The following is a 22,302-nucleotide window of genomic DNA, read 5'->3' as shown; positions in this document are numbered from 1 at the left end:
AAAATTAAATAGATAAATAGTTAATAGTGCACTCTTATGAATAAACAAACCCATGTAAAACACATCAGTATCAAAACCGTCATCTCTCTTGCCATCATTGTGGCGCTTGGCCCTGCAGCGATTGATATGTATTTGGCCTCAATGCCAAATATGGCAACAGACCTCAATACTTCCTACGCCACCACACAAATCACGTTGACCGTCTTTCTTATCTTTATGGGTTTAGGACAGCTGGTATTTGGTCCCGTATCTGACGCCATAGGGCGAATAGCACCATTATTTGCAGGCTTGCTGGCATATATTGGCGCTTCCGTGTGGGCGATGTGGGCACAAAGTATTGAAAGCCTAATCTTTGCTCGTATCTTGCAAGGTCTTGGCGCCTCTATGGCTATCGTGGTGGTGATGAGCATGGTACGCGACTTAGTCGATGGACCAAAAGCGGCACAGATTTATGCTTTATTAAATACCATTGTGGCATTAGGTCCAATCGTCGCGCCAGCAATCGGCGGTATCGTCGGTGCGCATTATGGTTGGCGCGGCGTCATGTTTATTTTGGCGGCGTTAGGTATCATCGTGCTCATTAATACGCTGTTGAATATTAAAGAAACCTTGCCAAAAGACAAGCGCATTCAATTAAATATAAAAAATATTACAGGCATTTATGTCGGCATATTAAAGAACAAAACCTTTGTCTTTAATCTCTTTGCGCTATCTGCGGTGTATTTCTTTTTGTTTGCCTACATCGGTGGTTCTGCTTATGTCTATCAAACAGACTATGGTCTTAGCCTAGAGCAATTTGGTTTTGTCTTTGGCCTCACGAGTATCAGTCTAATTTTAGGGGCATCTTCCACCGCTTATTTGGTCAAAAAAATATCGGCGTCACATTTGGCCTTAATCGGTGCCGGTGTCATGATGCTCGGTAGTGCCGTTTGCATCATCGCTTATCTGCTATCGATGGGTTTGGTCGGCATTGTCACTGGCATTGCCTTGGGATTATTTGGTCTTGGTGTATTAGAAGCGACGTTGATGGCAATTGCAATGGACTCGCAGCGCAGCGCTTTAGGTTCAAGCGCAGCTTTATTGGGCGCCATTCCTATGTTACTCTCATCTACTGCCACACCCATCGCGGGACAATTGGTCGAAATAAACACCTTATATTGGTTAATCTTGCTAGGTGCTATGGGACCGATTATTTTGGCATTGGTCTATCTCGGTTCTAGAAGCTTAAAACCTTATAGCACTGTCGCCACACCATCATTAGAGGAGGCCTATGCAAAGTCATAAACCACGCTCAAGCGCTAAGCAACGTATTATTGATGCTGCGTTTGAGCCTTTCTTTATGCATGGCTATGAGGGCGCATCACTCAGTGATATTGCTAAAGCGGTGGGCATCCGCAAAGCCTCTCTCTATACGCATTTTGCCAGTAAAGAATCGATATTTTTAGAATTACTGCAAGATGCTCTCGAGTCAGAATGTGCGTTTATTAAGTCATGCTTTGCGACGACTAGTGAGTTTACTGCTCCCGGTGAAGCGTATTGCCATGCTTTTGAAGCGCGTTATGAAAGCGCAATTACCTTACGGTTTTTAATTCGCATGGCCTATGCCGCACCTGTGCATCTGACCGATACCAGCGCGGCGACTTTTAATGTCTATATAAAGGTGTTGACTGAGCACATACAGCTGGCTCTACAGCCTTATCAGCTCGACTCTGAGCAGCTAGAGCTGTATACCGATGCTTATCTAGGCGTAATCGATAGCTTAAGTGTAGAGCTGCTATATGCAGAAGGCTTATATGAGCGCCGTTTTAAAGCCATGCTGATGCTCTATCACACTGCTATTGAACAGCTCGATAAAAAATAACTTTCTAAATCTAAGTTGCTTTTATTGAGGGTTATTTGGACATCACTTGCTAATGATGGCTGAGTTCACCTATCATAGGGCTCAACTTCTTAAATAACAGCAGTTCGAACTCATTTAAATTTTATATTTATTATTAAAAAACAAACCTTGTCGGGGTGCTTTGATTTTGACGCTTTAACTACAATCAAAATCATGGCTGAGAGTTACCCGCGAACCTGATGCAGTTAGCACTGACGTAGGAAACAAGCGTGTCGATATATAAGTCACATTTATTTTATATTTTGCCAATCTATTAAACCTAGACTGGCAAATTTTTTGTGCCTTATCACTTCTCGTTTTCTGCCATTTGCTTGCTTGCGTTTTATAAAAGTAAGTGAAAACTATGGATTACCAAACGCTACGTCACAATTGTCCCACATGGGATGATTACATTCAGCACGACTTTGTCAAGCAGCTGACCGCTGGCACGCTTGCCCCTGACAGCTTTCGCCACTACCTTGTGCAAGACTATTTATACTTAATTCACTATACCCGCGTGATGGCGCTGAGCGTGTATAAGAGTGACACACTGGCACAAATGCGTGTCGGTCAAGCAGGTATCAATGCCATGCTCGATATGGAAATCGCTATGTATTTGGATTTCTGTCATCAGTGGAATATCCCACTTGAACAAGTAGAAAACGCTCCTGAATCTGCCGTCACCATCGCCTATAGTCGCTATATATTAGACGCTGCGATGTCAGGCTCGCTGGCCGAACTTTATGCCGCTATTGCGCCTTGTTTGATGGGCTATGGGGAAATTGGCAAACATATCAAAGAGCAAGGCTTTATCGCTGACAACCCTTATCAACCATGGATTGATGTGTTTTCCAGTGATGAGTTTCTATCGATTACCGCGCAGAACGAAGCACAGATTAATACGCTATTAGCCGATGCCAGCCCTGCTCAAGCAGACAAGTTCCAACGGTTATTTAATACCGCCGCACGTATGGAAGTTAATTTTTGGCAGCAGGCGTTAGATTTGTCTTAACTTATACTCAATCTAGCTTGATGCTAAAAAAGCCCTCTAAAATCAAAAACAATGATCAATAATAACGATCAACAAGGAGAAACACCATGGCAGCATTCGATGAACACGCAAGCGCGTACGACAGCTGGTTTTTTGACAACCAAAACTTACTGACCAGTGAGCTAAAGCTGGTCGCTCACTTCTTAGATAAAGATAGCGAGATATTGTCTATCGGCTGTGGTAGCGGTCTTTTCGAATCACTGTTGGCCAAAGATTACGGCATTCATATCACGCATGGTATCGAGCCATCGAAAGATATGGCTGAAGTCGCTGAAAAGCGTGGATTGAAGGTAGATATCAGCCCTGCCGAAACCTGCGAGATTGAGCCCAATAAATTTGATATCATCATGTTTAATGGCAGTGTCAGCTATATCAGCGATTTGGATGTCTGTATCAAAAAAGCCTTTGATGCTCTAAAGACTGGCGGCAAACTTATCCTGATTGATGTGCCAAAAGAAAGCGGCTTTGCCAGCTTATACAATTTAGCCAGCGCGGTAGATACGTGGGAACATCCACTACTCGAACACATCTCCCCTGCTGACCCTTACCCTATTGAGCTGGTGAAGTCAGCAAACTGGCGTACCTCTGATGAGAAAATCGAGTTAATGCAAGCCAATGGTTTTGTCGATTTCGAATATGCGCAAACTTTATTGACCCACCCTATGTATGCCAATGACAAGGTACAAGAGGTCATCGAAGGCTATGATCGCGGCGATTATGTGGCGGTATGTGGTTATAAAAAATAACGATTTTAATACCGCTTAACGTTTGGTGACCCTTGAATAATATGATGAGTGGCCTTATAAATGGTAAATAAAGCGCTTATCGGCATAACCCATAAGCTCATATTTTCACAAAGATAAGGACAACATCATGACTGATGATCCAAAAGACACCAGTAATCCAAATCAAACGCCTAAAAGAGAGGTCAAAGTCACTGAGCTGGTCGCCAATGACGGTATCTTAAAAGGTAAAAAAACCGACGTACAAAATCCTGAGCTGTGGCAGTTCCCAATGAACTACCCACTTAGCATCATCGGTCATGAAGGCGAGCACGATAGCTTACTCAATGAAGTGAAGCTTATCCTTGGTAGCCAGTTTCCAGAGTTTGATTTGGCGTCTATGGAAGTTAAACCGTCAAAAACAGGACGCTTCCATTCGGTGCGTGCCAATTTATACTTGACCACCGTTGAGCAAGTGAACACGCTTTATGCATCACTTGATAATGCAAAAACGGTACGCATGGTCGTCTAATCATAGTTTTATCAATTTAACAAAAACCAGTCCGTTTTTCGTCCGAATCGTCACTCATATGGGTGGCGATTTTCTATTGGCTGGGGTACAATCACCACCCGAAATATGCGTGCCATTCAGCAGATTTGCGCTCGTTAATTTAGCCAACAATAAAAAGTAAATCCGCGCCATTTTTTACAAAACTTTTATTATTTTTCTTATTGGCGTCTAACCCTTATCCCATCGTCCTTTGCCAAAATTCGGACACGCTTTACCCTCTCATCAACATAGTTTGCCGCTAAAATCAATATAGCATTTTCAAAATTTTCCCGCTATATTGTGTCCACCTACTAACAAATACGCTATATGTAGTGCTCAGTGATTTAAACCCTCACTATGAGCAATGGCATCGTTTTGCCTAAAAAAACACTCTGCCGTGACAGGATGTTATAGCGTAATAAAGATAGCGTGATAAAGAATGCCCGCCGGTATTAACCGCGCCGCATTACTATAAGTAACATTATAAACATCATTATAAATTAATTGCCAAGCAATCAACTTACGAGGTCAGCATGACACATATCGATAAAATCCAAGTAACCAAACGTGATGGACGTTTAGAGCCTATTGATTTAGATAAGATTCACAAGGTTATCGAGTGGGCTGCTCATGATTTAGATAATGTGTCGGTATCACAAGTTGAGCTAAAGTCGCACATTCAGTTTTATGAAGGCATCAAAACTCGTGATATTCATGAGACCATCATCAAGTCTGCCGCTGATCTTATCTCTGAAACCACGCCTGATTATCAGTATTTAGCCGCGCGTTTGGCCATCTTCCATTTACGTAAGATTGCTTATAATAAATTCACCCCTCCTCACTTGTATGACCATGTTAAAAAGCTAACTGATGCCGGTAAATACGATCAGCATATCCTAGCTGACTATAGCCGTGCGGAATTTGATGAGTTAGAAGAATATCTTGACCACTGGCGCGATATGAATCTTGCTTATGCTGCTGTCGAGCAAATGGCGGGTAAATACCTCGTGCAAGATCGCGTCAGCAAGACCGTTTATGAAAGCCCGCAGTTCTTATATATGTTGGTTGGTATGTGTCTGTTTGCCAGCTATGAAAAGTCAGAGCGTCTCGACTACGTTAAACGCTTTTATGATGCAACCTCACAATTCAAAATCTCTCTACCAACGCCTATCATGTCAGGTGTGCGTACGCCATCGCGCCAGTTTAGCTCGTGCGTATTGATCGAATGTGGTGATAGCCTAGATTCTATCAACGCCACCACCAGCGCTATCGTACGCTATGTATCGCAGCGTGCTGGTATCGGCATCAACGCTGGTCGTATCCGCGCCCTTGGTAGCCCTATCCGTGGCGGCGAAGCGCAGCATACTGGCTGTATTCCTTTTTATAAATTATTCCAAACTGCGGTTAAATGCTGCTCACAAGGCGGCGTCCGTGGCGGTGCAGCGACGTTATTTTACCCATTATGGCATTTAGAAGTTGAGTCGCTATTGGTACTGAAAAACAACCGCGGCGTTGAAGACAACCGTGTCCGTCACATGGACTACGGCGTCCAGCTAAACAAAACCATGTATACCCGTTTGATTAAAGGTCAAGATATCTCGCTATTTTCACCAAGCGACACCCCGGGCTTGTATGATGCGTTCTTTGAAGATCAAGACGAATTTGAAGAGCTATATACCAAATATGAAAATGACCCTAGTATTCGTAGCCGTCAAATTCCAGCCACTGAGCTGTTTAGTCTGATGATGCAAGAGCGCGCCAGCACCGGTCGTATCTATATCCAAAACGTTGACCATTGCAACACGCATAGCCCGTTTGACGCCACAGTTGCGCCGATTCGCCAGTCAAATCTATGTATGGAAATCGCCCTACCGACCAAGCCACTTGATAATATCAATGACGAAACCGGTGAAATCGCCCTTTGTACGCTATCAGCGGTCAACTTAGGTAAAGTTGAAAACGTTAGTGATATCGAAGAGCCAGCAGAATTAATCGTCCGTGCGCTTGATGCCCTGCTCGACTATCAAGACTATCCAGTAAAAGCGGCTGAAAATGGTAGTATGCGTCGCCGCACCTTAGGTGTTGGCGTGATTAACTATGCGTATTATTTAGCCAAAAATGGCGTGCGCTATTCAGACGGCAGCGCGCTTGGTCTAACGCATCAAACCTTTGAAGCGCTACAGTACTATCTCTTAAAAGCGTCGAACAAATTGGCAAAAGAGCAAGGCGCGTGCCCTGCCTTTAATGAGACCACTTATTCGCAAGGTATCTTGCCGATTGATACCTATAAAAAGGACTTGGATAAAATCTGCCAAGAGCCGCTACATCTCGATTGGGAAACGCTACGCACTGAGATTACCACTCATGGTCTGCGCAACTCTACCCTAACCGCCTTGATGCCGTCTGAGACCTCTAGTCAGATTGCCAACGCCACCAACGGTATCGAGCCACCACGCGGTCTGGTCTCTATCAAAGCGTCAAAAGATGGCATCTTAAAGCAAGTCGTGCCTGAAATTGACAAGCTAAAAGATCAGTACGAGCTACTATGGCAAATGCCGAACAATGACGGTTACCTAAAGCTGGTCGCTATCATGCAAAAATTTGTCGATCAAAGTATCTCTGCCAATACCAACTATGACCCAACGCGCTTTGATGGTCAGCGTGTACCGATGAAGGTATTGCTAAAAGACTTGTTGACGGCGTATAAGCTTGGCGTGAAGACTTTGTATTACCATAACACCCGTGATGGTGCGAACGATGCCCAAGCGGATATGGAAGATGATTGTGCTGGTGGTGCTTGTAAGATTTGAGAACCGTTAAAAAATTGCACTGCAATTTTAGGTTCGCAAGAGAAATTCTTTAAATAGAATTTCTGGCGGATGGCGGGTTTGGCTTTTTGGTTAAGCCCGCTGTTTACTGCTATAAGATTTTCTAGGGAGTGGACGTAGTGGAGTTACACTACATGAACTATTACTTATAATCGGTAATAACTATTATGGAAGATATAAAAATAAGACCTAACATGAAAATAGGTCAATTAGATGCCGAAAGCGATGCTAAGTTCCTAGCAGAGTGCTATGTGGATAAAGGACTTATAGAAGTACTAATAGATACAAGTGCTAGTGAAGCTATTATTCTTGGTAGAACAGGAGCTGGTAAAACTGCATCGTTATTGACAGTGAAAGAAGCTGTAGATAAAGAACGCTCAAAACTACTCAATTTAGAAGATGTCTTTCTAAGATATATTGATAACTCTAATATCATAAAATTTTTAACATTGAATAATGTTAATTTAGACCTATTTTATAAATATCTTTGGCGACATATTTTAACAGTCGAATTCCTTAAGCTCAAATATCCACACTTAAACGATGAGAGTAAGTTTTCTCAAATTATAAATGAACTCAGAGATTTGATTCGTCGTCCTGAGGAAAAAACTGCTTTGAAATATTTGGAACAATGGTCTGATAAGTATTGGATCGAAACTGTTGAAAATATTGAAGAAATTGTAAATAAATTCTCAAGTGATATGAAGGCTGGTTTTGAAGCTGGTTTTTTAGAAAACAAAATAAATGCCGAAGGTGCTCAAGGCTTATCAGAAGAACAAAAAGTTCAGGTAGAAAGTAGGGTTCAAAAAATCATTAATGACTTACAGATATCAGATCTTTCTAAAGTTATTGATTTAATGAACAGACATATTTTCAATGACCAAAAAAAGAAATACTACTTGCTGATAGACAAGCTCGATGAAAATTGGGTATCAATAGAAGTTAAGTACGGTTTGATAAAAAGCCTAATTGAAGAGATAAAACACTTCAGAAAGATAGAGAACGTAAAAATATTAGTTTCTTTAAGACTAGATTTGTATCAACTTACGCTAGAGAAAACTCGTTCTAGTGGTTTCCAAGAAGATAAACTATTATCCTTAATATGGGACTTAAGTTGGACAGAAAAAGACCTAAAAGAGATCGTCGATAAACGTATCACGTTTCTATACAAACACAAATATACTAATAGAGATATAGTTTTTGAAGATTTATTTCCTGTTGATAACAACGTCAGAAATAGAGATTCTTGGCAATATTTAATTACCCGAACGTTCTGGCGACCAAGGGATATATTACAATTCGTGAACTATTGTTTAAGTCAGTCAGCAGAGAAAAGCTTAATAGAATGGAGTGCTATTTACAAAGCAGAAAAGGAATATTCAAAAGATAGATTAAAAAGCTTACATGAAGAGTGGTGTGATATATATCCATCGTTGAAATATACTATATATATATTGTCAAACGCTAAAGAGATAGTATCTATAGATGATTTCAAGGCAGTTCTATCAGAAGATAAAATCCTTCAGCTATATGAGTTATTTAATACACACAAAATCAATGACCAAATATCAGAAGTTATCAATAACTATATCATTGGTAACGGATATCAAGAAAACATTGTTTATGAAGTTTTAAGCTGTTTCTATCGTACGGGTTTAATAGGTACTTCAGATAGTTTACCGGATAGTTTTGAATGGTCTTTCAGACACTCATCCTCTAAATCCGAGTTTGAATGTAGTCATGCGAAGCACTTAAAAATACACAAAATGTTTCATCAAGCTCTTCATATTGAACAGTAATTTTAGAGTACCTCTCATGAACCCTATGTTTTAAAATTTATATAATTAGAACACTTTGGCTTTATCGCCATAATTAAAACACACAGATAGAACTAAAACGACGGAGGTCATGTGCAATATACCGCAATCATCAAAGACGGTGGTTTGTTTATCCCTAACGTATTTTCCGACCTAAACGATGGTGGCTCGCATATCGTCCAAGTAGAAGTCGATATCGAGGAAGTTCGTCAGCAATTAAGTAGCAGCGCAATGCCAAAGATGGACGCGCCAAAACCAGCAAAAAAACCGCTAAAAAAAGAAGCACACAAAGCCGCAGAGGTAGATTTAAGTATACTGCGTAAGAGCGCTATCGATGAGCTGGAAGGATTGGATGATAGTGAGCTTAGCGAGATTTTTAAAGCCTATATGAATGATGGACAAGAACCGACCCAAATATCTTTAGAGAACTTATAACGCCCTTTTGAAAGTATTTCTCAGGTGGCATTTTAAAACTTTTGATTCACAACTGTATCACTTATAAAGGTGGAGCTATGACTTACTCGATTTTTTCCCAAACGCCAAACAATGCGCTAAAAGAGCCGATGTTTTTTGGTCAGCCGGTCAACGTGGCGCGTTATGACCAACAAAAGCATCCTATCTTTGAGCAATTGATTGAAAAGCAGCTGTCGTTCTTTTGGCGTCCAGAAGAAGTCGATGTGTCACGCGACCGTATCGACTATGGCAATCTGTCGTCACATGAGCAGCATATCTTTATCAGTAACCTAAAGTATCAGACCCTACTCGACTCTATCCAAGGTCGTAGCCCAAACGTGGTGCTATTGCCACTGGTGTCTATTCCTGAGCTTGAAACATGGATTGAGACGTGGACGTTTTCTGAGACCATTCACTCGCGCAGCTATACTCATATCATTCGTAATATCGTCAATGATCCGGGTATTGTCTTTGATGACATCATGCAAAACGAGCATATTTTAGGGCGCGCGGCTGACATCGCTAAGTACTACGATGACTTGTACTACAACTCACAGCTCTACAATATGTATGGCGCAGGCACGCATACCGTCAATGGCAAAGAAGTGACCGTTAGCTTAAAATCGCTGAAAAAACAGCTGTATTTATGCTTGATGGCGGTTAACGTCTTAGAAGCCATTCGCTTTTATGTGTCGTTTGCCTGCTCGTTTGCTTTTGCTGAGCGTAAGCTGATGGAAGGCAATGCCAAGATTATTAAATTAATCGCCCGTGATGAGGCGCTACATTTAACCGGTACGCAGCATATCCTAAACTTGATGCGTAATGGCAGAGATGACCCAGAGATGGTCGATATTGCCTATGAGTGCTATCAAGAAAGCATTGATATCTTTACCAAAGCGGCTGAGCAAGAAAAAGAATGGGCCGGTTATCTGTTCAAAGACGGCTCAATGATTGGTCTCAATAAAGACATTCTTTGCCAATATATCGAATTTATCACCAACTTACGTATGGAAGCGGTTGGCTTGCCAGTAGCATTCCCGAACTCTAAATCAAATCCGATTCCGTGGATTAATACTTGGTTGTCTTCTGACAATGTCCAAGTGGCACCGCAAGAGACGGAAATCAGCTCGTACTTGGTCGGTCAAATTGACTCAGATTTATCAGACAGCGACTTTGATGATTTTGAACTTTAAAAGCTTTGATGTTTAAAAGCTTTTGGCTTAAATAGATTTAAAAGTTAATCACGTAATTTTAATGGCTTAACCTTACTATTTTAAGGTTAAGCCAATGTTATTTTAGGAAGATTTTATCATTAAAAAGAACCATCACATTGACTTTGAATGTGATGGGAAAATTAAGAGAAGGTTGAATTATGACTTGGGTAATGACGAGTAAGAAGCAATTCTACTTGCATGATGACGAAAGTCTGCTCGATGGATTGCTACGCACCGGACATGATATCAATTATCAATGTAAGGAAGGTTATTGTGGCAGTTGCCGCATCAAGCGCATCGCCAGCTCACACGTTATTGATTATCCGTTTGAGCCACTTGCCATGATTGAAAAAGATGAAATCCTGCCCTGCTGCTGTCGCGTGCAAGGGGTGATTTATATCAATGATGAGTCTTTTGCAAAATAGCAGCCGTTGTTAATATAAGCTGCTATTAATAGAAGCCATTGTTTAAAAAAGCTGTTATTTAAAAAGCCCGATTAAAAAAGCGCGTTATCTTACAGATAACGCGCTTTTTTATTATTTATAACACTCTAAAACCGTTTTGATTAAACTTTACGTATAGAGCATGACGTTATAAAGCATAGCACTATAAAGGTGCGCCATCTCTTTCAAATAACTGTAGCAGCTCTTCGCGCATACGGTCACGCTCAGCTTCTGACATCATAGGTACCTCTGCTCTATCACCTTGTAGACTTGGATCTTCCATACCGCCAAGCGTTTCATCATGAATCACGACAGGGCTCGCCATTGGCTCTTGCGCCGGACGTTCCTCTAGTAATATCTTCACTTGGGCATTTTTACCGCGGCGTAAGATTTGCGCGTTGAGCGTGGTATTCGGTGCTTTACGAGCAACATACTGAATCAAGGTATTGGCATCCGTCATCTCAACGCCGTCAATCGTCAGGACGATATCACCAACGCGTAGACCACTTTTAGCAGCAGGGCTCTTAGGAACGACGTTTAGCACTTCTACCCCAGTCGAGGTTTCTAGCTGCGTTGGGTCGCGTAATTGTGACTGTATCTCAATCCCTAACCAACCACGGCTGACCTTACCGTCTTTAATCAGTGCGTTCATCACTTGCTCAACGATAGCCGTAGGAATGGCAAAGCCGATACCCATCGAGCCACCAGAACGCGAGAAAATCACCGTATTGATGCCGACCAATTCACCGTGCGCATCCACCAGCGCGCCACCTGAGTTACCCGGGTTGATAGCGGCATCGGTTTGGATAAAGTCTTCAAACTTATTGACCCCAAGCCCCGTACGACCTGTCGCTGAGATAATCCCTTGGGTTACGGTTTGACCAACACCAAACGGATTGCCAATCGCTAGCGCTAAATCGCCCACGCGAATAGGATCTTCACGGAAGCCAAGTGGCGTCAGACCCGTCATATCGACTTTAATCACCGCCAAGTCACTGTCAGGATCAGTACCGATGATTTGCGCGCGGCTCTTACGCCCGTCGTTAAAGGCAACGGTAATCTCATCGGCTTTTTCGATGACATGGGCGTTGGTGACGATATAGCCATCTTCTGACACAATTACGCCAGAGCCTAAGTTGGTATTGCCCTGCTCTTGTGATGGACCACCATGAAACTCAAAGAAGCGGCGCAACACCGGATCATTCATATAAGGATGCTCAGCCATCGTTTGGGTGGTATAAATATTCACTACCGACTGCGAGGCACGGGCGACCGCATTATGATAAGAGGAAATCGGCGCTGGCGTATCTGCCACAGGCGCTGAGGCTTGCTGCTCAGCAGGCGTGGTTCTAGGTGGCTCCCAAGCCTGCTCTGATGCCGCCTTCATACTCGCAAACAACCAGATAAATGCTACAGTGACTACAAGTAACAAAATCCAAGGTAACCATTTTACCAGACCAGCCTTGTCATTGGCGTTCCGAGATGACGACATATAAAAACCTCTATATTATTTTAGAAACAGTATTTGTAACGATGGTTTTGTAAAAGTAACAATAGCTTTGTAGCAATAGCTTTATAAAAATAGTTTTTACAAAACAGTAAATGATGAATAAGCCAAAAAATTTCTGAGTAGTCCGCCGTGATTGAGCGCAAAACCAGATAGGATACGCGCTATGAATCATATAGGCTCAGGTATACAAATTATAACTGGCAACACGGGCAAATAGTAACGCATCGTGTACCGTTTCAGTTATTCGCCTTGTCTACTCTTTTACAACGCCATGCTAAAATGGTGATGATAGAAACCCAGATTATTTATAACATACATAATTTATAAATTGGTATTTTGATTATTTACTATAAACACTTAAACCATTTAAGCAGTAAAATCGAAGCCGTTATAAAACGAATGATATAACCAATATAGTGCAAAACTGCAACAATTATAAGGAAAGACCATGACCGCGCACAATACCTTGAACCCATCCGCAAGCGAATCTTCAACCCAGATATCAGATACGGCGATTAGCGCGCAAGCTTTAACAGAATTTTGTGACGAATACCTATCGGCGCCAGCCTTTAAAGACTATGCGCCCAATGGTTTACAGGTAGATGGCGGCCGACCTATCCAGCGCATCGTCACTGGGGTCACTGCTTGTGAGGCGTTAATTGACGCCGCGATTGCTGATAATGCCGATGCCATTATGGTGCATCATGGTTATTTTTGGAAAGGCGAGCCTGCGCCCATCACAGGTATGAAAGGTCAGCGTATCCGCAAACTGATGCAACATGGCATCTCTTTGATTGGCTATCATCTGCCGCTTGATGCCCATCCTCGCATTGGCAATAACGCCAAGCTGGCTGAGCTACTTGATATGAGCATTATTGGCGCGCTTTATCCTACCGAATCACATCCGGTTGGTAATATCGCCACTTGCACCCCGCAAAGTGCTCAAAGTCTAATCACCCAGATTACCGACGCGCTAGGACGCCTACCCTTACATATCTCTGCTCATTATCAAACTTCAGATACCAATCAATCTGATGGGCAAAATGACAGGCTTATCGAACGGGTGGGTATCTGTACTGGCGGCGCGCAAGATATGATTGAGCAAGCGGCACTGATGAGCTGCGATGCGTTTATCTCAGGTGAAATATCAGAGCGCACCACACATATTGCTCGTGAGCTTGGTATTGATTATTTTGCTTGCGGCCATCATGCAACAGAGCGTGGCGGCATTCAAGCATTGGGAGAACTGATTGCTGAGCAATTTGGCTTACCGGTGACTTTCATAGATATCGATAATCCAGTCTAATCATTCAGCCAATTTATCGTATTTATAATAATTTTCGTGGCTTTAACGCTGTTTCAGCGCTATTTAAACGCTAATTTTTTACATTTTAAGCGCCATGCAGGCGCTTTATTCCCTATCGCAATCGCTTTTTGTGACGTTTATTGTCAGCAGATTAGTAAAAACGCGGTCTTTTTTTACCGTTTATAGCGCTATTGTTAAGTTTTATCGCTAATTTATTAACCCTACTTGAATAATATGATGAATATCCGCATATTAGTACCTGAAGAAAGAACGTCTTGTCATGAGACTTCCCATTTTTATAGCTTCCGGTTATGGTGCTAAAACAGTGTTTATCGTCTAAAAGCCTATCTTTAATTCATTAGGTTTTTGACAGTGAGCAGTCAAATACTATTTTTGTATGGTTAGTTTTTAATTAGTTTCTTTGATTAATTAGTTTCTTTGATTAATTAGTTTCTTTGATTAATTAGTTTCTTTGATTAATTAGTTTCTTTGATTAATTTGCTTTCTAATTAAATAGCTTTCTAATTAAATAGTACACCCTGTTTTTAGCGTCGCGATACTGCTTAAGCAAAGTTTGTCTGCTACTTATTGTTAATGAGTAGTCAGATAGAATGTTTGCTTGTTTTTATCGCTGGACAGTCCATATTATTCACCATTTACCCTACTACAAACTATTTAAAGAGTAGCTGGTTAGTAATATGAGCGTTGCAACGATTAAGTGCAGCTGTACCGCACTTATCCGACGTTTTTGTCTCAATAACTTATTCATGACCTTACCTATGTTTACGATAGTTGAATAACGGGTCTTTTATTCAGTAGCAACCCTAACATCGATGAAGGAATCATCCGATTTATACCCTTCGCGGTGTTGTGCGTCTTTTTTTTAGAGCGTTTTTTTTAGAATAGTGTTTAAGATGATTTCTATTTTAAAAAAGTTTAAAAAAGACGACATTGGGTATTGGCTAGCTGATTAAGAGACTTGAGCGCTAACGCTTATATAATGCATGTTAGCCCCACTATATGTAAACAAGATGACATTGTTCCTTACTTTATTGATAAGGGCGATATTATCTAAAATGCAACGCCAGTTTATGCCACTTATATAGCAATACGCTTTTGATAAGCATATATAAGCAGCATGAATTGACGAGGCGTTTTTATGGTATGCAGGATGGCTAAAACTAGGAGACATCCATGCAGCGTATTACTTATCGTGTGAAAGTATCTGCGCAAGGGGCCAAACGCCGTATCTCATACTTACTGCGTCCATCTAAGCGCCTACTGCACACCAAAAGTAACATCGTTCCAGTCGTTGCACCTATTAAAGTAGCTCGTTTTGCCAAAACTAATTTCTCTAAAACTAAGAAGTTGGCACAAGTATCTAGCATCGCCATGCTCTCTCTACCTGCTGAGAGTCTGATGACGATGGGCGCACCCATACCAGCTTATGACCATGTCATGCTGGAGAACACTCTGACTATTGCTGCCGTGCCAGGTGATAGCACCTACTTTGCGACTGATGGCTTTCAGCACGGTTTTGGCTACGACTTGGTGCGTAGTTATGCTGACGAGCTTGGAGTAAAAATCGATTTAAAAGCTTATGCCAGTGAAGAAGCGGCATTAAGAGCGTTAAAATCAGGCGATGCCGATATGGCATTGACCACTGCCAGCACCCAACTAAAAAGCCAATTAAGCTTATCTTCAGTCAATGTCAGCTGCGGCTATGACGCCAGCTTGACCAAAAATGGTCTACATCCTAAAGTCAGTTGGACGTTTAATTCAGCCAATGACCCGTTATCACAAAAAGCCAGCTATTTTTTATGTGATAGCATGAAGCTTGAGCATACTCAGAAACTGGCCGCGTTTTATAATCAAAACTTATTAAAAGACGCTTATAGCCAAGACCATTTTAAGAAAACCTTGACCGAGAAACTGCCCGACTATCAGTCTTCGTTTCAAGAGCAAGCGCGCAATTACAACCATGATTGGGAGCTGCTCGTCGCTATGGGTTATCAAGAGTCGCATCTAAATGCCAATGCTGTGTCTCCAACAGGCGTACGCGGTATTATGATGCTGACCAATAATACTGCCAAAGCGATGGGCGTCTCTGACCGCGTTGACCCTTACCAAAGTATCGGCGGCGGCGCGCGTTATTTGGAACAAGTCAAAGAGGACTTCGCCGATGTACCAAAGACCGATCGCATATGGTTTGCGCTAGCAGGTTACAACATGGGTCCTAATGCGGTAAAAAGTATCCAGCGTAAATTAAGGGCGCAAGGAATCGATGATAAAAGCTGGGCAAATATATATGCCTACTTATCTGAGAATAGAGCCTCAAATAGCCGTTATGGTCAAGCGATGCATTATGTGAGTAATATTAGAAGTTATCTTGAGACCATTAAAACTCAAACGGTTTAATAGCTTTTCTTTTTAAAAGACTGCTAGTAAAAGCTGCTAAATACAATACGTATAAAACCTTGTTAATAAAAAACTTTGTCAATAAAAAAGCTGCTCTTATAAAAGAGCAGCTTTTTTTAATGCTTAAAATTTATTAAATACGGCTACATTCTACATTAGCGATTCGGTACGGTTAAACGTTGACCGCGTTGCAGCATGGTATCTACAGCGATATTATTCATATCCGCAAGCTCTTTGGTTGAGACGCCATATTTACGTGCCAATCCAATCAAGCTATCGCCTGAGCCAACGGTATAGCTTACCGTCGCTTTTGGTACTTTAATCGTTTGACCACGTTGTAACTGGGCATTGGTCGCCAAATCGTTTGTCGCGGCTAGGTCTTCTACCGAGATGCCAAACTGACGCGCTAAGGCAATAAGACCATCGCCCGATTTAACTTTGTAGCTCTCAGTATTACCAAGTTTTTTGCCGCTACTGCTTGCGGTTTCTGCACTGGCGCTGCTGGTGCTCTTGTTACTAGTGCTACTAGCATTACTATTAGCTGTACTAGGAGCGCTTACTGTCCCATTAGCAGGAATGGTAATCGTACGACCAAGGATTAAATTAGAATTGGTTTTCAAATTATTGGCTGCTGCCAAATCACCCAAACCGATATTGTAACGCTGCGCAACGCCCGTCAAGGTATCGCCAGATTTGACTTTATAACTGACGGCTTTGTCATTGAGCTGACGATCTACCAAATCTTTAGAGACCGGTACTTTAATCGTTTGACCACGTTGCAAGCGTGCTTTGGCATCAAAGTTGCTATTCACCGCTGCCAATTCTTCAGGACTAATACCAACGCTATTTGCAATACCAATTAAAGTATCACCTGATTTGACTTTATAATTGGTCGTTGCCACTGAGCTTGACGTGCTAGTAGTCGTATTGCTGCTTGTGCTATTCGACGTATTGTTAGATGCACTGCTAGACGTAGCAGCCGCAGGCGTAAAGTCTACATTGGCTGGTACTTTTAAGGTCTGACCAACGTATAGTGAATCGGTCGTGCCCATATTATTTAACGTCGCCAAGGTGGTAGTCGGCACATTAAACTGGCGTGATAAAGCAATCAGACCATCACCAGGTTTGACTTTATAATTCTTGGTTGCCGTGCTCGACTTACTAGGTTTGGTCGATGGTGCAGCAGGCGTGGTCGCAGGCGCGGTCACTTTACCAGGAACCAGCCATAGTTTTTGACCGCGTAGCAAGTCCGCTCTACTGCTCAAATTATTATAAGTAGCTAGCTGAGTCACCGATAAACCAAAGCGATTGGCCGTACCGATTAGCGTATCACCGCCTTGTACCACATAGCTTTCAGGCTGGCTTGCCGCTGTAGTACTGGCATTGCTCAATGGCTCGATAGATTTGGCGTTATATAAGTATAACGTGCTGCCCGCTAGCAGATTGGCGCTAGCATCTATTTGGTTCCATTCAGCGATATCACGCCAGCTGACGCCCGCACGACTGGCGATATTTGCCAAGGTATCGCCACGTTTTACCGTATAAGTGCTACGCGTGCCTTGTGGTTTTGGCTTACTAACCGAGGTTTTTGGGAAACTTAATTTCTTTTCTTGACCGCTGGCCTCTAACACTGACTGCTGCGTTTGTACCGCTGATAAATTGATATTACCATCGGCATTAATGACTTTGGTTTCAGGCGTACTGATGCGAATCTGACTGGCAATGAAATCGCGCTCTTCTTTGCTTAGTGGTGGCTCTTGAATAATAGTATTGTTTTGCGTGATTTGTGCCGATGTGGTCGGTAAGCTGTTACTGCTTTTTAGCTCAGCGTTAATCTTTTTGGTTTCTGCAGAAGTCAGCGGTGGCTCAGTGCGGAATGAGGTATTGCTGCTATAAACGGAGCTGCTCGTCGGTGAAACCGTCGGCGGAATATAGCTGGTGGTTTGCTGCGGTACACTGGCGCTCGCCGCGTAATCAGCAAGGGCGCTACCGGTAGAAGGTAATGATCCACCGCTAGTATAAGGCTTATTGTTATAGCTCGGCGTGGTAGAAGTAGAGCCTGAATAGCTTGGCGTGCTACTGCTGCTGGTGTTACTAGAAGCAATCACATTACTACTGCCATTCCCTCTCAAGGCGCTCAGCTTCGCATCTGTCGTTAAGCTGACATCATTAGGAATAATGATACGCTGTGGACCTGATGAATCGATACGAGCTGAAGTCAGCGCGGTATTTAGTCTTTCTAGCTCGTCATAACTGACACCTGTCACCTGTGCGACTTCGGCTAAGCTGACGCCATAATTTACTGGTACGCTACGGAAATGCTGACGGTTAGCAATAGCAGGCAGATAAACACCATATTGCTCAGGCTTGGCGACGATTTCAGCAACCGCTAAAAAGCGCGGCACATAGTTCATGGTCTCTGTTGGCAGTCTTAGTGACCAGTAATCGGTCGGCAAGCCGCGTGCAGCATTGGCATCGATGGCTTTTTGTACACGACCAGGACCGGCGTTATAAGCGGCTAGTGCCAGCTCCCAGCTACCAAATTGGTTATGCAGTGCGGTCAAAAAGTCATAAGCGGCACGTGTTGATTCAATCACGTCACGGCGACCATCATAAGTGCTACTTTGATTTAGACCATAGATACGCCCCGTACTCGGAATAAACTGCCATAAACCTGCTGCCGCCGCACTACTGGTACCACTTGGATCGTAGGAGCTCTCAATGACAGGCAATAACGCAAGTTCGGTTGGAATATTACGACGCTCGGCTTCTCGAACGGTATGGTAAAGGTAGCGACTGGCACGCGCGGTCAAACGATTTAGATAGTCTTGACGACTGGTAAACCAACCTTTTTGCGCTTCAATACGTTGATTATAAACAGGCTGTCCGCCATTCATACGGTAGCCTGCCCGCAAGCGATTCCATAAATCACCATATTGTTGAATCGCAAGTTTATTGCCCTCAACCATAGTCATGTCGGTGGCTTCTAATAAATCAGCCAACTCATCTAAGCTTTCAGCATCTAAGAACGCCGTTGAATAATCAGCGCCCGTACTTGGCTTAGTAACTTGAGCGACAGGACGCTTAGTAACCACAGCTGAGCTGCCGGTCGCACCCGTCTTTTTCACCGCCGACGTATTACTACAAGCGCTGATAAGTAAAGTCGACACCGCAAGCGTCAGTGGTAAAGCGATAAATGAGCGAGATTTTGATGACACAGTAGACATGATAGTGGAAGTTTCCTAACAACAATAAGTGATAAAATAAAGTTAATCGACAGTATAGTACGCAATATCAAACAAAGACCAGCCTATTATGAAAGATAATGAGTAGAATTTAATCCACTCTATCTCTCAATGGCTGAATAGCGATATTATTTATACGATTTATTAACTAACTCTGCTAGCGATGGCTCATTGATGACTAATGACATTACTTACCAATATAGTAGTAATGATTAATTAATCGCCACTTGTGACACAGCGCGTAAAAGCACCGCATTCCCAGTCGATAAGGTAAGCGTTACTCTCGATGTCGTGACAAATGAGACCTTTTGCCCATCTTTTACCCAGCTTTCATTGGTAGTGACATTGGCTTTTGCTTGCTCACCGGTAATGACAATATTATCCACATTGATATCGTAGCGATAATTTGAGGTATTACTCCAACTGTTTTGCAGTAATTTTAGATAAGCATCTTTGTCGAGACTGGTAGACTTACCTTTTCTTGACATAGAAATCAGCGCATCGTCAGATACGAGGCGCGCGACCTGATTAAGACTTTGGCTATTGGCTGCTGACTTCATGGCCGTTGCATAGTTTTGTACCAAAGCTTCGGTCATGGTTGCCGCTTGCGCGCTGATAGTCATGGTACTGGCAGCCGCCACTATCGCAGTCACGCTAGCGCTTTTCATCAATAGAGCCAACAGCCCTTTTCCCCATAATCTTTTCATGATATTCCTTAGTGATACTATTGTCGTCTATCGTCATGGTCAGGTATGATTTTCATCATGCCATCATACAATGACGCTTAACGGTGATGTATCATTTAATTATAAAGTGCTGCTCTCGTAGATAAACAGTTATCATATAAATTGAAACAAGTCGTGCTTTTATCAGTTAAGTATTTTACATCTGGCTTAATCTAAGACTTTTAGCAGCCTTCTGTTATGATAATTTCAGCCTATCACTAAATTCTCACAGCCATGTGACACCCTGTGTAATTATTGCGAATATCATCAAAGTTGACAGCCTAGAGTAAAAAATGACCGCTTAGCTTAAATGCTATGACTAAGTAGCATTACTAGATATCATGCAATATAAAATATATTACTCTTTATAGAAACTATCTATTATAAGAACTGCCTAAATGATTCATAACTTAGGCAGCTTTATCGAACGCATTTTTAATATCTGTTTTTAATATCTACATTTCTAATAGCGGTGTTTCTAATAGTTATACTTCTAATTCTTATGTTCAGTATGGATGTCTTCATACTGCTCATCATCACTCAGCTTCATACCCAAGCGCTCAACACGTCTGTCCATCATCTGCCGAGCTAACGCTTGCATGTCTTCGACGCGGTCTATTTCATCGACAATCTCAAGACCCAACAAGGTCTCAAACACATCTTCTAATGTCACTAAGCCTTTGACCTCGCCATATTCACCAACGGTAATGGCGATATGAATACGGTTTTTTAGCATCAGCTCTAACAAATCAAACAATTTCATCTTTGAAAATACAAAGGTAATATCACGTTTGAACTGCGTCAAGGGTTTATGTACCGCATGATTAACCTTGGCCAATAACATGTCGGTTTTTAAGACAAAACCGGTGATATTGTCTAAATCACCATCATAAATCGGCAGGCGCGAAAAAGTGAGTTTTGGTCGGTCAACCAATAATTCAGCAACGGTTTTATTTTCTTCAAACGCCAGCATCACCGAACGCGGGGTCATAATATCTTCAACTTTAATGGCACCAAATGCCAATAAGTTACGAATGATACGCGACTCTAATGGGTCGATTTGTCCTGACTCTTCGCCGATACTGGCAAGCGCCGCAAACTCTCGGCGACTAAAGGTTACCGGTTCTTTGCCTCGTACCAATAGTTTGGTCAGTTTTTCTGATATCCAGATTAATGGGTATAGCAGTAAAATAATACCGCGTACAAAATAAGCCACCATGCCACTTAATTGACGCCAATAGACTGTGCCCAACGTTTTTGGAATAATCTCAGATAAAAATAAAATTGCCAAGGTCATAATGGCAGAAAATAGCCCAAACCAAGCGCTACCAAAAACAATCGTCGCCTGTGCACCAGCGCCAATAGAACCTAAGGTATGTGCAACCGTGTTTAAGGTTAAGATAGCCGCTAATGACTGATCGATATTATCAATCTTTAAGCGTCTTAGCATGTTGGCTTTTTTGGGGTTAGTCTCTTGAACATCGGCGATATATGACGGCGTCATACTAAGTAATGCAGACTCTGCCAACGAACAAATAAATGAGATACCAATCGCTACTACCACAAATAAGATAAGCAGTAGAACGCTGGTCGGGCTTGGGTCTGCTAAGGCATCAGCAGCCAGCACCGATTGCGGCAGTAATAGAGTGAGGAATAGCGTTATCAATGCAGATAACGTAGCAAGCCGTTTTATAACAAAACGCCACATATTAAGGCGCATCATACCGAAGTAATTTTTACTAAAGCGAGTATAGCCACCCATCGTCGGGGGAGGTTCAGCGGATGCGTCTTTACGACAGGCGCGCGGACGGTATAAACGAGGTACAGATATAAAAGAGGTGAACAAGTTAGGTAACCTAAACAAAGAAGTAAAAGGAAGTCACAATATATCATGAGCTGACGGCAGCAGATAGAAAATAATAGCCGATAGCGTCTAATTTTTATCTATTTAACGACCAAAATCATGCTCAAGACAGCCTATTATACCCCCATTTATAGCGATATAAACCCTCGTTTAATCGTAGCAGCAATAATGGCATTCCATAGTAAATAACCATTTGTATCAAAGATATAATGTATATAACAAAGCTATTTTTTGACTATTGTGATGCTATGCCAATTGATATATCTACTTAATAGTC

Annotated in this window: 16 protein-coding genes; 12 read left to right on the top strand and 4 right to left on the bottom strand. The window is 42.2% G+C overall.

Annotation, left to right across the window (positions count from 1 at the left end):
• The first annotated feature begins 36 nt into the window (after window positions 1-36).
• From PG901_RS00760 to yfaE, 10 genes are all read left to right on the top strand, one after another.
• The gene (locus PG901_RS00760; RefSeq protein ID WP_271133121.1) at window positions 37-1,284 is read left to right on the top strand and encodes a multidrug effflux MFS transporter; all 1,248 of its coding nucleotides are present in this window, start codon (window positions 37-39) and stop codon (window positions 1,282-1,284) included.
• Window positions 1,271-1,861, top strand: a complete 591-nt coding sequence (locus PG901_RS00755) for a TetR/AcrR family transcriptional regulator (protein ID WP_271133120.1) — start codon at window positions 1,271-1,273, stop codon at window positions 1,859-1,861. Before PG901_RS00760 ends, PG901_RS00755 begins: the two co-directional genes overlap by 14 nt.
• A gap of 382 nt (window positions 1,862-2,243) precedes the next feature.
• A complete protein-coding gene (gene tenA / locus PG901_RS00750) occupies window positions 2,244-2,891 on the top strand; it encodes a thiaminase II (protein WP_271133119.1) in 648 nt (215 codons plus the stop codon).
• 86 nt (window positions 2,892-2,977) lie between these two features.
• On the top strand, window positions 2,978-3,676 hold the full coding sequence (locus PG901_RS00745) for a class I SAM-dependent DNA methyltransferase (RefSeq protein WP_271133118.1): 699 nt from the start codon (window positions 2,978-2,980) through the stop codon (window positions 3,674-3,676).
• 127 nt (window positions 3,677-3,803) lie between these two features.
• Window positions 3,804-4,184, top strand: coding sequence for a YbeD family protein (locus PG901_RS00740; RefSeq protein ID WP_271133117.1), 381 nt, complete (start codon window positions 3,804-3,806; stop codon window positions 4,182-4,184).
• A 551-nt stretch (window positions 4,185-4,735) separates the two neighbouring features.
• Window positions 4,736-7,012, top strand: coding sequence for a class 1a ribonucleoside-diphosphate reductase subunit alpha (gene nrdA / locus PG901_RS00735; RefSeq protein ID WP_271133116.1), 2,277 nt, complete (start codon window positions 4,736-4,738; stop codon window positions 7,010-7,012).
• A gap of 185 nt (window positions 7,013-7,197) precedes the next feature.
• Entirely contained in the window at window positions 7,198-8,829 is a 1,632-nt protein-coding gene (locus PG901_RS00730) for a P-loop ATPase, Sll1717 family (protein ID WP_201612330.1), read from the top strand.
• A 111-nt stretch (window positions 8,830-8,940) separates the two neighbouring features.
• A complete protein-coding gene (locus tag PG901_RS00725) occupies window positions 8,941-9,282 on the top strand; it encodes a hypothetical protein (RefSeq protein WP_271133115.1) in 342 nt (113 codons plus the stop codon).
• Between the two features lie 77 nt (window positions 9,283-9,359).
• A complete protein-coding gene (gene nrdB, locus PG901_RS00720) occupies window positions 9,360-10,493 on the top strand; it encodes a class Ia ribonucleoside-diphosphate reductase subunit beta (protein ID WP_201565347.1) in 1,134 nt (377 codons plus the stop codon).
• Window positions 10,494-10,672: 179 nt separating this feature from the next.
• Window positions 10,673-10,939 (top strand): class I ribonucleotide reductase maintenance protein YfaE, encoded by a 267-nt coding sequence (yfaE, locus tag PG901_RS00715; RefSeq protein WP_183617826.1) that lies wholly within the window; start codon window positions 10,673-10,675, stop codon window positions 10,937-10,939.
• A gap of 181 nt (window positions 10,940-11,120) precedes the next feature.
• Here the strand turns inward: yfaE and PG901_RS00710 are convergent, their stop codons facing one another.
• Window positions 11,121-12,449 (bottom strand): S1C family serine protease, encoded by a 1,329-nt coding sequence (locus PG901_RS00710; protein WP_201624331.1) that lies wholly within the window; start codon window positions 12,447-12,449, stop codon window positions 11,121-11,123.
• 466 nt (window positions 12,450-12,915) lie between these two features.
• Between PG901_RS00710 and PG901_RS00705 the strand changes: the two genes are divergently transcribed.
• Both PG901_RS00705 and PG901_RS00700 read left to right on the top strand, forming a co-directional pair.
• Window positions 12,916-13,773, top strand: coding sequence for a Nif3-like dinuclear metal center hexameric protein (locus PG901_RS00705; RefSeq protein ID WP_271133114.1), 858 nt, complete (start codon window positions 12,916-12,918; stop codon window positions 13,771-13,773).
• A gap of 1,194 nt (window positions 13,774-14,967) precedes the next feature.
• On the top strand, window positions 14,968-16,191 hold the full coding sequence (locus PG901_RS00700; protein ID WP_201565350.1) for a transglycosylase SLT domain-containing protein: 1,224 nt from the start codon (window positions 14,968-14,970) through the stop codon (window positions 16,189-16,191).
• A gap of 155 nt (window positions 16,192-16,346) precedes the next feature.
• Here PG901_RS00700 and PG901_RS00695 read toward each other — a convergent pair whose 3' ends face one another.
• The 3 genes from PG901_RS00695 to PG901_RS00685 all read right to left on the bottom strand — a co-directional run bounded on the left by PG901_RS00695 (window position 16,347) and on the right by PG901_RS00685 (window position 21,992).
• A complete protein-coding gene (locus PG901_RS00695; RefSeq protein ID WP_271133113.1) occupies window positions 16,347-19,418 on the bottom strand; it encodes a LysM peptidoglycan-binding domain-containing protein in 3,072 nt (1,023 codons plus the stop codon).
• Window positions 19,419-19,648: 230 nt separating this feature from the next.
• Window positions 19,649-20,143 carry a nuclear transport factor 2 family protein gene (locus PG901_RS00690; protein ID WP_201565352.1) on the bottom strand — a complete coding sequence of 165 codons (495 nt, stop codon included), beginning with the start codon at window positions 20,141-20,143 and terminating at the stop codon, window positions 19,649-19,651.
• A gap of 511 nt (window positions 20,144-20,654) precedes the next feature.
• Window positions 20,655-21,992 carry a CNNM domain-containing protein gene (locus PG901_RS00685; protein WP_201624349.1) on the bottom strand — a complete coding sequence of 446 codons (1,338 nt, stop codon included), beginning with the start codon at window positions 21,990-21,992 and terminating at the stop codon, window positions 20,655-20,657.
• Window positions 21,993-22,302 lie beyond the last annotated feature (310 nt).

Origin of the sequence: Psychrobacter sp. ANT_H3, assembly GCF_027919975.1 — a bacterium.
Taxonomy (GTDB): domain Bacteria; phylum Pseudomonadota; class Gammaproteobacteria; order Pseudomonadales; family Moraxellaceae; genus Psychrobacter; species Psychrobacter maritimus.
Note: the sequence above shows the minus strand (reverse complement) of the source record. Positions and strands in the feature narration are given on the sequence as shown.